Origin of the sequence: Marinifilum sp. D714, assembly GCF_030851345.1 — a bacterium.
Lineage (GTDB): Bacteria > Bacteroidota > Bacteroidia > Bacteroidales > Marinifilaceae > Marinifilum.
Window position 1 is genome coordinate 1 of record NZ_JALPNU010000013.1, and the last position, 12,816, is coordinate 12,816.

Annotated in this window: 7 protein-coding genes; 1 reads left to right on the plus strand and 6 read right to left on the minus strand. The window is 36.2% G+C overall.

From position 1 onward, the window contains the following. Positions 1-489: 489 nt before the first annotated feature. From M0051_RS12615 to M0051_RS12630, 4 genes are all read right to left on the minus strand, one after another. Positions 490-2,943: a helix-turn-helix domain-containing protein gene (locus M0051_RS12615; RefSeq protein WP_306741881.1), complete on the minus strand. Its 2,454-nt coding sequence runs from the start codon at positions 2,941-2,943 to the stop codon at positions 490-492. A gap of 499 nt (positions 2,944-3,442) precedes the next feature. Further along, positions 3,443-4,087 carry a response regulator transcription factor gene (locus M0051_RS12620; protein ID WP_054715478.1) on the minus strand — a complete coding sequence of 215 codons (645 nt, stop codon included), beginning with the start codon at positions 4,085-4,087 and terminating at the stop codon, positions 3,443-3,445. A gap of 7 nt (positions 4,088-4,094) precedes the next feature. Next, positions 4,095-6,818 (minus strand): ABC transporter substrate binding protein, encoded by a 2,724-nt coding sequence (locus tag M0051_RS12625; RefSeq protein WP_306741882.1) that lies wholly within the window; start codon positions 6,816-6,818, stop codon positions 4,095-4,097. A gap of 217 nt (positions 6,819-7,035) precedes the next feature. Beyond that, positions 7,036-8,676: a Zn-dependent hydrolase gene (locus M0051_RS12630; RefSeq protein WP_306741883.1), complete on the minus strand. Its 1,641-nt coding sequence runs from the start codon at positions 8,674-8,676 to the stop codon at positions 7,036-7,038. A 188-nt stretch (positions 8,677-8,864) separates the two neighbouring features. On the opposite strand from M0051_RS12630, the gene M0051_RS12635 reads away from it, so the two are divergent. Beyond that, the gene (locus M0051_RS12635) at positions 8,865-10,058 is read left to right on the plus strand and encodes an aminopeptidase C (RefSeq protein ID WP_306741884.1); all 1,194 of its coding nucleotides are present in this window, start codon (positions 8,865-8,867) and stop codon (positions 10,056-10,058) included. Between the two features lie 198 nt (positions 10,059-10,256). On the opposite strand, the gene M0051_RS12640 is transcribed toward M0051_RS12635, so the two are convergent. Both M0051_RS12640 and M0051_RS12645 read right to left on the minus strand, forming a co-directional pair. Continuing rightward, positions 10,257-10,835 (minus strand): pentapeptide repeat-containing protein, encoded by a 579-nt coding sequence (locus tag M0051_RS12640; RefSeq protein WP_306741885.1) that lies wholly within the window; start codon positions 10,833-10,835, stop codon positions 10,257-10,259. Positions 10,836-11,168: 333 nt separating this feature from the next. Next, complete coding sequence (locus tag M0051_RS12645; RefSeq protein ID WP_306741886.1) at positions 11,169-12,779, minus strand: SulP family inorganic anion transporter; 1,611 nt, start codon at positions 12,777-12,779, stop codon at positions 11,169-11,171. Positions 12,780-12,816 lie beyond the last annotated feature (37 nt).

Below are 12,816 nucleotides of genomic sequence, written 5' to 3' on the forward strand. Positions count from 1 at the left end.
TCGATAGACTAAAGGGTGGAGATACATATAAATTCAATTAATCCTTTCAATCATGCAAAATGATTCTAATTGATCCCAAAGAAAAATCCCGAACTTACGAGTCCGGGATTTTCTCTAACCACTATTTACTAACCTAAATCTAATTCTATGAAAAAACTTCTCTGTTTTGTACATTACAAATGTAGGGTAGAAGTGTGCTAAATGGTTTAAACAAAAGTTAATGAAACTTAAAAGTGGAGGTACATTAAGCAATAACTCCAATAAAATGAAGAAAGATTAATAAAGCTACCATAAATATAAATCCCAAAAACCCATTATCCATTCTTTTTGATATTTCCTTGTAGGAAGGTAATTTCTCTCTTTTATTGAATGATCGAATAATTTCAATTATATATCGTAAAAAATTTCCTATTTGTTTAAAGAAAAAATAGCTCATAATAACATTAATAAAGTATCCTTGTGTTTTATTTTTTGGCAAATTAAATGAATCTACTCCTTCGAATTCCTCAAAAAAGATTGTACATATCTTAGTTCCGAATAGCTGTAATCATTTCCCAATGCTTCTTTTACTGGGTTTAAACTATCGGTACCATGCTTTTTGAACTGCTCTTTAATTTTTTTGATTTTCTTTTTTTCCACAAAGTCTTTTAAATCGAGCATGCCCAGGCCAACATAGTGTGCCAGGTGCGATTCAATTGTGGTTTGTGACAAGTTGCGCAGAGCTGCAATTTCCCGAACATTTTTGCCATCGGAATACATGTCGTAACTCACCTCTTTGGTATTGGGTTTCTTGGGTTTTTCTTCTGGTTCGGGCGTAAAATTAAGCATGCCCAAACCTTTTTCTTGCCTGTATTCCATTACTAGCTTTATTACCTCGCCACCATATCGTTCAATTTTCTTTTTCCCAAATCCTTTTACCGCTTTTAGCTGGTCGGCCGAGCATGGCAACATGTTGGCAATATCAACCAAGCTGCGTTGCGAGGCAATCATATAAGCAGGAGCATTTATATTCTCCGATAGCTCTTTACGCCAGCTTTTTAATTTTCGAAGCAAGGTAGGATGTTCCACATTTTCATCTACCACATCGCTTTTTCGTTTGGCTCTATAACGAACTTTTTCCAAATGTGCCTTGGCCCTGATATCCAAATAAGAATCAAGCTTAAACCCATTGAGGCATGCCTTTACACAGCTAAGTTTCACGTGCGAAAGCTCGTGCAATTGCTTCAGGTATTCTTCAATCAGCTTTTCAATGGCCTGATTATCGGTTTCAAACGAATGATTGTTTAAGATGGAAATTAGATGCTGATCGAGCTTATCGGTGAAATACTTGCAGCCATTTTTTATTCTTTCCTGTGCTTCCTTGTTGTCATCCAATTTTTCATCTCCAAAGCAATACCTTTTTAAACTTGGAATAAACTTATCGGCAACAGTTAAAATCTCGGTTTGGAAGGCATCGAAGCCAGCTTTGATTTTCTCAGGCAGATTGCCCTGGAATGCTTTCAGGTTATCCTGTAGTTGCTTGTTGATATTTCGATACACTCTGTAAAGATCGGAGTAGGTAAACAGTTCCTCCAACAGCTGAAACTGGAAACTTCTTTTTGCCATTTCCAATTGTTCTTCCCTTGGTGGATTTTTCTCGATGTATTGGGTGAACTGAGAAACAGAACGATCGCAAATGATACCGCTTTCGCTTAATTTGGATTTTAATACCAAACCTTCGAGAGTTTTGCATCGGCTCAAAGCCACATAAACCTGACCATGAGCAAAGGCTGCATTGGCATCGATAATGGCCTTGTCGAAAGTCAAGCCCTGGCTTTTGTGAATGGTGATGGCCCAAGCCAATTTCAGTGGATATTGGGTAAACTGACCAACCACATCTTCCTGAATCTCTTTCGATTCCTGGTTGATGCTGTATTTAATGCTTTGCCACTCTTCAGGATGTACCTCAATTTCGGAATGATCGTCTTCACATTTTACCAGAATGGCATCTTCTTCGAATCCGGTAACGGTACCAATTTTTCCATTGAAATATAGTTTTTCGGGCGAGCTATCGTTCTTAACGAACATTACCTGAGCACCTTTCTTTAATTTCAAATCTTCATCGGTAGGATAGGAGTATTCGGGAAACTGTCCATCAATTCTGGCACTGAAAGATTCTGTGTTGCTTTTAAGCTTTTCCAGTTGTTCTTCGTTTATTTTTTGAGCTCGCGCATTGTGCGTAGTCAATGTAATGTAGCCATCCTTATTTTCTGGATTAAAATCAGGCAAATATCTTTTTTCCAATTCTTTGAATGAGGCCTGGGAAAGATGGTTGTTCCTGATTTCGTTTAAGATTTGAATGAAATCCTGATCTTTCTGGCGATAAACATGTTTTAACTCTATGCTAATGTGTTGCGAGGAACGAAAAGCACGACTGCTAAAGAAAAATGCAGTATCGTAATGCTGGCTGAGCAAACTCCACTCCTCATTTTTTACTACAGGAGGAAGCTGTTGCAAATCTCCAATCATGAGTACCTGCACGCCACCAAAAGGCAGGTTTCGGTTCTTGAATTTTCTCAGCACTTCATCAATTCCATCCAGTAAGTCTGCACGAACCATACTAATCTCATCAATGATGAGAAGATCCAAAGATTTAATCAGGTTGATTTTTTCCTTTCGGTATTTGCGCACCGAAGCTTCGCTTGCATTGGGTTTTTCATTCAGGATTTGACCGGGAAGAATGGGGCCAAATGGCAACTGAAAAAAGGAATGTATGGTAACACCTCCCGCATTAATGGCTGCCACACCCGTTGGTGCAACCACGACCATTCGCTTAGGCAATTCAGCCTTAAGTTGTTTCAGAAATGTGGTTTTACCAGTACCGGCTTTTCCTGTCAGAAAAATTGTGGTATTCGTATTTCTAACGAATTTATGCGCAAGTTCGAGTTGTGAATTGGATTCCATTTCGTGCAATTTTGTAAGAATTTAAAATTACAAAATGCTTATCAGACTAAACAAAATATCAATATGAATTTAATCAAAATTCAATAATTTTATTTGTATATGTTCCAAACAAATTTAAAATAGGTTTCACATCGTTGAGATCAAACATTTTTCCTACAAGAATATCAATATCATAAAAAACTTTTATGAAATAGATGAATTTTTGTCACCCAAATTCAATCATTATGCATCTCAATAATATAACCTAATATTAATTTAAAAACGAGAATGTTTAGAATTAGTGATAATCAAAAAAAGCAATTGGCCATGTCTTTTTACGTGAGTGTAATTTTGTTTTACGCGCAGACATCTAGTTATCTGGAAGCAACATTTATAAGTTTATTTGTTTGTGTTGCGGTCTATATCTCAATGGTTTTAAAAAATAAGGGAAAAGAAAGCAAATAAGTGCCAAAATATACTGACCAAAAAGCCGAGTTGAAATAGAATAATTAATATATAATTATTCTATTTCAATAATTTTATTCTTAACAGCATACATTACTAAGGATGTAGAGTTTTTGCAACCTGTTTTACTAAGTAAGTTGGCACGATGACGATCAACAGTTCTGTGACTGATGAAAAGGTGTTCGGCAATTTCTGCATTGCTAAAACCATCACAAATTAGCTTTAAAACTTCGAGTTCTCTGGTTGAGAGTTTAACCGTATCGGTTCTGAGTTTTTGCAATCTTTTTTGGTCCAATATATCCACAAGTAACTCTTGAGAGAAGTATGATTTTCCTGCGATAACAGCTTCGATGGCGGCGATTAGTTCATCGGCATCTGAGTTTTTAAGCAGGAAGCCTTTTACTCCTGCGTCCAGCATTTGGTCGTAGTATTCTTCTTCACCATGCATCGAAAGAACAATCACTTTAAGATCAGGATATTTCTCCATCGCAATTCGAGTGGCTTCAATGCCATTCATTTCTGGCATATTAATATCCATTAAGGCAATATCGATTGTTTCATTTTCAGCCATTTTAAGAAACTCCTTTCCGTTCGAGGCTTCTCCAATAACAGTAATGTTTGGAATATTACTTAATAAGAAGCGCAATCCGCTTCTAAACATCTTGTGATCGTCAACAATTATTACCTTATTTTCTTCCATTTTGCAATTATAATTTTATTTCAATAACAGCCATCATTCCGCCGCGTTCCGGATTACTTTTTATTTTGTGTGTTCCATTTAAAGATCGGATACGACTTAGCACATTATACAATCCCATTCCGCTTGAAGTGCCAGCATTTATCTTTTTAGAATCAAAACCTATTCCATCATCAATATAAATTAAGGATAAAAGTTTGTCTTCAAGTGAAAGGTTGATTTCGATATTTGTGGCCTTGGCATGCTTGATGGTGTTATTGATAAGCTCTGTTACTACCCTAAAAATAACAACTTCTACCTGGTGATTCAACCGTTCCTTCATATTTTCGGCATAAAAACTGATGTTTATGGCCTGGGAAACATTAATCTTATTGGTGAATGATTGAATTGCTTTTTCTAAACCAAAATCATTTAAAATATGAGGACTCAAGTTGTTCGATATTTCTTTAATACTTACCAATGCTTCGTTTACGGCGTCTAAAGAGGCACTTATGATATTATCCTTGTCATCTTTGGTTTTTACTTTTCCCAGTGATGAGAGGTATAGATTTATACTTGAAAGCAATGGACCAATGGAATCATGCAAATCGGTTGCAAATCGCTTTCTTTCGCTTTCTTCAGTGTTGATAACAGCATTTAAAATCTTACGTTCGGTTTCTTGTCTGATACTGATATCGGTACCAACAGAAAGAATTAGTTTGCTATCCTGAAGCTCAATTAAACTCAGGTGAATTTCAACAGGAAAAGTGCTACCATCTTTACGACGTTGCACCGATTCAAATGAAACTGAAGGATTTGAAGTGCTTAGTTTCTTGCGATAAGTATGAAGTTTTGAACTGCTGTGAACCGTATCAATTTCACTATAATTTAATTCCAGCAATTCGCTTTGCTTGTATCCCAACCATTTGCATGCAGCAGAATTGGCATCCAAAATCTGACCATCAATATTGTAAATCAGAATTTCATCAGAAGCTTGTTCAATTAGCGAGCGCCAGCGTTGTTCCGAGACTCTAAGTTTTTTTTCTTCCTCACGAATTTGTTCTTCGGCAACCTTACGTTGGTTGATATCAATCAGCGTTCCCACCATGTTTAAGGGTTTTCCATCTTCGGAATAGTCCAGAATTTTCCCTTTTGCCTTGAACCACATCCATGTTTTATTCTTGGAACAAATTCTAAATTCGATTACAAACATTTCGCTTTTACCCGATCTGTTCTGCTTGTCTTTTTGTTTAATAATAATCAGATCCTCTGGATGAATAACCTTACATAGTAATTTCCGGGTATCTTTTTTGGTTACTGAATGGTACCCAAGTTTGTCCCAAATGGTTTTACTAATGAAAATCTCATTAGTCTTAAAATTGTGCTCCCATACACCATCCGAATTCGAATCGAGCATGTGAAGCAACCTGTTTCTACTACTTTTTAATTCCTCATTTGCATGTTCAAGGTTTTCGGTTCGTTCCTTGACCAATTCCAAGAGGTTATGGCGGTGATGTTCGAGTTCTTTGTTTTGTTTTATAATTTGCTCAGTTTGCAATTCCAGTTTTTCATTGGCAAAAATGATTTCTTTGGTACGTTCAGCAACTCTTCTATCCAGTTCCTCATTAATTCTTTTTAATCTTCTTTCATTTCTTTCGCGCTTAATGGTAGTGTATCTAAGAATGAAAATAATTACCACAATAAAAATGGCAATCACAACCAATGAGGTTTGGTATTGTTTTATGATTGAAGGAGGTTGATGGCTGATAAAGCTACCTTTGGGCAGTTGTCGAGGTAGGATTTTAAATCGCTTCATCTGTTCAAAATCAAACTTGAATTGATTATAGCCTTCCTTTATTATGGGAATATCCGAAGCGTTTTCACCATTTAAAATCATCAAGGCTGATTTTGCAGCCAGTTCTCCTTGTTTAAGTCCACTGGTTATCATTCCACCAACAATACCTTCGTTAAAATAAAATTCCCAACTGCTGTATATTGGTAGGTTTGTGACTTTGCGTATGATTTCTATACTTTCCTGATAGGAAATATAGTTTCCTTCTTTATCCCGACTAAAATTGATGAGATATATAATGCTTTGCGGATCAAGTTTTTCTACATTTTGAACAAGTTCATCAATTGATAAATTTTCAAGAAAAACCAATTTGGCATCGGTGTCAACCTCAGGCCAGATATCTTTTACATTATTTCTATTTAAAATTGCTGATCTGGTTTGGTTATCGTTAATCACCACCAATTGTTTGGTTTTGGGATGTAGTTGAAGCGCAATTTCGATGGTTTTTTTCGAATCAATTTCTTCGGTAACACCTGTAACCTGGTCAAAGCCATTAATTAAATTGGATGAATATTCATCGACACCGCAAAATACAATTGGGATTTTATCAAAATAATTCCGATAATAGGTCCTTACAAAATCGAGGGCATTGTTATCGCAAACTATAATAACATCGAAAAGGTTTTTTTGATGTTTTAAATCGTAAAGTTTTGCAAACTCGGTCAAATATTCAGCCTCGGAATGCCTTTTTGTATCCATGTATTCAAAGATGATTTCTATGTCATCATCTTGATCAAGAACGGACAAAATTCCTTCACTGATATTATCAGTCCAATTTAATCCCTGGTGATAGGAGTGAAGTACAAGAACTTGCTTTTTTCGGGCAGCAGTTTCAAAACTGCAAAGCAATACACAAATGCATATTAGCAGAATCCCGATTGATATATTTTTAAAATACTTCATTCTCTTTATTCAGAACAACACATCAAATTAGTTGAATGTTTGGAAAGATACTAAGCTTAATGATGTTTTACAATGTTGTAAAATACCCATTTTTTGATCCAGTTCAGGTAATGACTAATTCTAAAAAAATAAAAGGCTGATTCTTTAATAAGAGTCAGCCTTTATATCTTTTATGAGTAATCAATTATTCATTACCAATTACTCATTATTAATTGAATTATAGTCCAAGAACTTTAGCGCCTTGCTTAAATACAACATCTTTAGGAATTCCCGCAGAGTTTACACGATCAAGATCTTTTTGTAAATCTTCACGGATATAACCTCTTTCAGCAATCATTTGTTTTGCCTTTTCGTAGTTACCGTCACCCTGAACAATTAGAATTTGTTTTCCTAATTCATTCATAGCAGCTTTCATTTTTTCGAAATCTACTTTGTAAGTTCCGGTTTCAGGATTTCTTGTGAAAGCACCTTGTTCTTCGAAGAAATAGAAACGCATCATGTTTGCTTTACCATGAGCACTTGCCGCACCAAAGCGAACAGAACGGAAAATACCAGCCATGAAAGTAACATAGTTATCCATTAGCTTGCTCTTGTCCATTTCGCCCCACTCAGCCATTTGAGTAATCATGTATAATCCTAAAATATCAGCTTTACCTTCCTCGATAGAAGTGTAAGTATCTTTAAGAGCCTTACGAACGCTTACCTTATCTTTTAAAGTGTAGTTGATACCTAAACCATGAGCTACTTCGTGGAACATTACATTTTCGAAGAATGCATCAAAAGTAACGTTCTTACGTTGGCTTTCGTCAATCAATAAATCTGAAATAGGAACCAAGATCTTATCGAATTTAGCTTGCATAGCATTTTTCAACTGAAGTTTTCTACTTCCTTTTGCAGCGTGTACACGAGGATCGTTTGGTAGGTTAATTGCGATGTTTTTGCTACCTGCGTTGCAATCACCAGCGTAGTATATTACATCGTAAGCATTCATGTCAGCATTGGCATTTGCTTTTTCAGCTTTGTATTCAGCAGGAACAGGAAGACCTTCTTGTAAACGTGGCAATAAAGAAGCGAACTTCGATAGTTTTTCACTCCAAACTTTGTCTTTCACCAAAATCTGACCAGAGTGAGAAGCTTTGTATCCGTAAAGGGCATCTTCATAAGTTTCGATAGGACCAACTACAAAATCAATGGTATTCGATTTCATATCCATCCAAGCCAAATCAGAAGCCAAGTAATCATCAGTTAAAAGAGCTTCAGCACGAAGTTCAAGGTATTTCTTTAAACCTGCGTCTTCAGCTAATTCAGCAGCTTTCTTTAACAAGTCAGATGCTTTTTTAATTTCTTCGGGATATACTTCGTGGTAAGGAGCAACTCTTAATTTGCCATCTTCATCACGAACGATTTTAGTATACCAATCAGTTTTCATTTCATCCTCGATAGCATCGAACTCTTCAGCAGTCATATCTTTTGGATAGAAATTAGCTCCTTTTGGTTTAGCTCCAAATCCATCAATGAAAGCTTTATTATCATCTAATCTGTCCCAAGGGCCATAGTTAATTTTTGAGTAAGCAACAGCTGCTGGATCAGTTAATTTAGAAAGGAATTCTGATTTGTCACCAATTGCATCTTTCCAGAACAATTCTTCCATGATATCAGCTACCTCAATTAAAATAGGAAGCATTTGTTTTTCCTTCTCAGTAAGAAGATTCAAATCAGTAGTTAGCTCGAATTCAGCATACTGATCTACCAACTTTTGAGTTGGAGAAACCACTACTTCTTTTTTTTCTTTTTGGTTACAAGCTACTAAACCAATAATTAGGCCTAACAACAAAGTAACAGATGCGAGTTTTTTCATTTTTGCAATGATATTAGTTAGAAAATGTTGTTTATGATATTTGAAATCAGGGTAAAAGTTGATTGATTATTTTTACCTTGCATGATCTTTCAAAACATTCAAAATTACAAGCAAAGATTTGCATTATCAAGATTTATGCATGGAAAGCTGGCAGTTTTGATTTTTTATAAACAACAAACAAAATTACCATGAATTTAAGATTCGTTTTATCGGCTTTACTGGCAGTAGCTTTAATATTGCCTGTAAGCGCAAAAAAGAAGAAGGAAGAAAAGAAATCTTACCAATTTACCATAGAAAAACAGTTGGATGCGACCTCGGTAAAAGATCAGCACAGATCAGGAACTTGTTGGTCCTTTGCAACCATTTCATTCATCGAATCGGAACTGCTGAGAATGGGTAAAGGGGAGTTTGACTTATCAGAAATGTTCATTGTGAACAGAAACTATCACCTTCGAGCAAAAGATTACGTTCGTTTCCATGGAAAGAAAAGCTTTTCTGCAGGAGCCGAAGGTTGGGATGCCATGAATGTGGTAAAAAAGTTTGGAATGATTCCGCAGGAAGCTTATTCAGGCAATACATTTGATGAAACTTTGCCTGTTCATGGAGAAATGGATGCGGTTTTAAAGGCTTATGTGGATGCTGTTGTGAAAAACAGAAATAAAAAATTGACTCCGGTTTGGATGAAGGGATTCGATGGAATTCTAGATGCTTATTTGGGAGAGATTCCTGTGACTTTCAACTATAAAGGAAAGGAATACAGTCCAAAATCGTTTGGCGAAGAATTGGGTATTAATCCAGATGATTACATTACCATTACATCCTACAATCATCATCCTTTTTATGAATCATTCATTTTCGAAGGTCCGGATAACTGGTCGCTAGGAGAGGTTTACAACCTGCCAATAGATGAAATGATGCAATGTGTGGATCATGCCATAGAAAATGGATACAGCATTGCCTGGGGTAGTGATGTAAGTGAAAAGGGATTTGCTTTTAGAAAAGGAGTTGCAGTTGTACCTGATACGGAAGTAAAAAACATGGCTGATTCGGAAATTTCGAAATGGCAAAACATGAGTCGTGATCAGAAAGCTGCTTATGGAACCGAGTATCCTGTAAAAGAAAAGGCAATAAGTCAGGAAATGCGCCAAATGGCTTTCGATAACTACCAGTCAACCGAAGATCATTTGATGCACATGACTGGGATTGCTAAAGATCAGAATGGAACCAAGTATTATTTAATCAAGAACTCTTGGGGAACCGATTTGAACAATTACGAAGGGTATTTTTATGCATCGAAAGCATTTGTACAGTATAAAACTGTGGGATTAATGATGCACAAGGATGCAATTCCGGCTGTCATTAGAAAAAAGTTGGGACTATAGCAATGAAATATACATGATGTGTTGGAATAGAATTTATCATGGAATAAAAATGAAATGCGTTTCGAAAGAGACGCATTTTTTATGAATCAAAAACACTCCATTACTGCTCGAGTCCTCAAGAGTCGTTTGGCTTTAGAAAGGGATTGAGATAGAATTGCGAACCAACATTAAGAGCTAATCTTTTAGTTGAAATTAGCTTTAATCGATATCTAATTGATATTTATTCAGTAAGCCTTCAAGGTTAAATGCTGAAAATTTCGCTTTCTTTACTTTATTAGATTCAGGGTCAATCGAAAAGTTATTTGCCGTTTTAAAATTCACTTTTTCTAGATTAGTATTTAAAAATCTTGCACCTGTAAGGTCACAATCGGAAAATATTGAAGATGATAAATTCACCTCCGAAAAGTCAGTCTCTTTCAAAGAGCATTTATCGAATTTTGTTTTCATCAATTTTGTTCCAAAGAAGGTTGAATAATCCAAGAAACAATTGTGAAAAGAAAAAGAGAACATGAATCTGTTGCATTCCGAAAAATCAACTCCAAGAATTTTACACTCTTTGAACTTTGCATTTCGAAAACCTGCACCTCGAATTTTCGCCATTGAAAAATCGCAGTTTTCAAAGTAGCAATCTTCAAAACTGTTACCAATAAGGTCACTTTTTGAAAAGCTACATCTTACAAATTTACATTTAAAAAACTCTCTATCCCTTAAAGTTTTTTCTGAATAGTCTATATTTTCAAATAATTTTCTTTCGTGTATTTTTATTTCAATTGTCATCAATCTTATTCTTTGCTAATTACTTTATAATTCAGACTTTTTGCATAATTTCCACTATTTGGCGGTCCCATTTTTAAAGGATAAACGTAATAAATTTATTTCGGCACTTCAAATGTTCCGCAGTCTTTCCTTACGTAAAGTGGATGGGCTGGTTCTTGTCAGAATCGGCAGGCTTGTGCTCTATATCCCACCAAATGATGATTTGGAATGGGAAATGTCTCATAAAGGGCAGGGGAGTAAACAAAAACACCTCCTCCCAGCGTGGGAAGGAGGTGAAAAAAAAGTCTGAGGAAAAAGATTCCTCAAACAGGTATTTTCTAATATTTTAAAGCCTTACTCAATTTTTGCTTTATCTGTTACAACATAGTAACGAGGGTCATCGATATCTCGAATAATTACAGTTCTAAAATGATCATCAGCACGATTCAGCAAGTTAATACAGTCTTCACTCAAGTGCTTCAACTTAATGGTTTTTCCTGCATCTTCGTATTTCTTCACCAAACTGCTAATGGCTTCAATTCCCGAGTGATCAGAAACTCTTGATTCAATAAAATCAATTTCTACAGATTCAGGATCGTTTGCAATATCAAACTTGTTCATAAAGGTAGTAATTGATCCGAAAAACAGAGGTCCCCAAATCTCATAAACTTTGGTGCCGTCTTCTTTCATCGATTTACGGGCACGAATTCTTCTTGCATTCTCCCATGAGAAAACCAGTGCGCTCACAATTACACCTACAAGAACTGCAATCGCCAAATCGAAAATAACGGTTAAACCGGATACTAAAATCAGTACGAAAGCATCAGATTTTGGGATTTTATTTAGAATACGGAAGCTCGACCATGCAAAGGTTCCGATAACTACCATAAACATTACACCAACCAATGCTGCGATAGGAACCATTTCGATATATGGAGCAGCAAATAGGATAAATGCCAATAAGGTAACAGCAGCAATAATTCCTGATAATCTTCCACGACCACCAGACTTTACGTTGATTAATGACTGTCCGATCATTGCACAACCACCCATTCCACCGAAAAATCCAGTAACGATATTGGCAGCACCCTGTGCCATACACTCGCGGTTACCATTACCACGACTGTTGGTAATCTCATCCAATAGGTTCAATGTCATAAGAGATTCGATCAAACCAATAGCGGCCAAGATTGAAGCATATGGCAGTACAAATTTGATGGTTTCCCATGTGAAAGGAACCATGGTAAATAGTTGCGACTGGAATGTTGGCAAACCACCTTCCAAACCGGAACCACCACCATCTCTAATGAATGATCCAACGGTGCTAACATCTAATCCTCCAAAAATTACAATGGCCGAAACTACCACAATACCTGTTAAGGCTGCTGGAATTTTAGAGGTTAATTTTGGTAGGAAGAACATGATTGCCATGGTTAAAATTACCAATCCAATCATGGTGTAAAGTTCTGCTCCGTGTAACCATACAGCTTCTCCTGCTATTTTTTCGGTAAACATTCCCAATTGAGAAAGGAAGATTACAATTGCCAATCCGTTTACGAATCCCATCATTACTGGATGCGGAATCAAACGAACGAACTTACCAAATTTGAACACTCCGGCTAAAAACTGAATGATACCAGTAAGAACAATTGTAGCGAACAGGTAATTTAGTCCCATATTTTCTACAGGAGTAGCCATAGCCATTCCCATTTCGTTTCCTTCTTTTACAAGGCTAACCAATACCACAGCCATTGCTCCGGTTGCACCGGAAATCATACCCGGACGACCACCAAATACCGAAGTAATTAATCCGATCATAAAAGCGGCGTATAAACCTACCAAAGGATCTACACCAGCTACAAATGCAAATGCAACAGCTTCTGGAACCAAAGCAAGCGCAACGGTTAAACCGGATAAAATATCATCTTTAGAATTCTTAGCTTTCTTTTTGAAAAAATCTACCATGTTTTAAAACCTAAAATTTTGATTAAGGGCGCAAAAA

Coding starts and splice junctions, on each gene's coding strand:
- M0051_RS12615 (WP_306741881.1), bottom strand. CDS start 2,943: ATGGAATCCAATTCACAACTCGAACTTGCGCATAAATTCGTTAGAAAT.
- M0051_RS12620 (WP_054715478.1), bottom strand. CDS start 4,087: ATGGAAGAAAATAAGGTAATAATTGTTGACGATCACAAGATGTTTAGA.
- M0051_RS12625 (WP_306741882.1), bottom strand. CDS start 6,818: ATGAAGTATTTTAAAAATATATCAATCGGGATTCTGCTAATATGCATT.
- M0051_RS12630 (WP_306741883.1), bottom strand. CDS start 8,676: ATGAAAAAACTCGCATCTGTTACTTTGTTGTTAGGCCTAATTATTGGT.
- M0051_RS12635 (WP_306741884.1), top strand. CDS start 8,865: ATGAATTTAAGATTCGTTTTATCGGCTTTACTGGCAGTAGCTTTAATA.
- M0051_RS12640 (WP_306741885.1), bottom strand. CDS start 10,835: ATGACAATTGAAATAAAAATACACGAAAGAAAATTATTTGAAAATATA.
- M0051_RS12645 (WP_306741886.1), bottom strand. CDS start 12,779: ATGGTAGATTTTTTCAAAAAGAAAGCTAAGAATTCTAAAGATGATATT.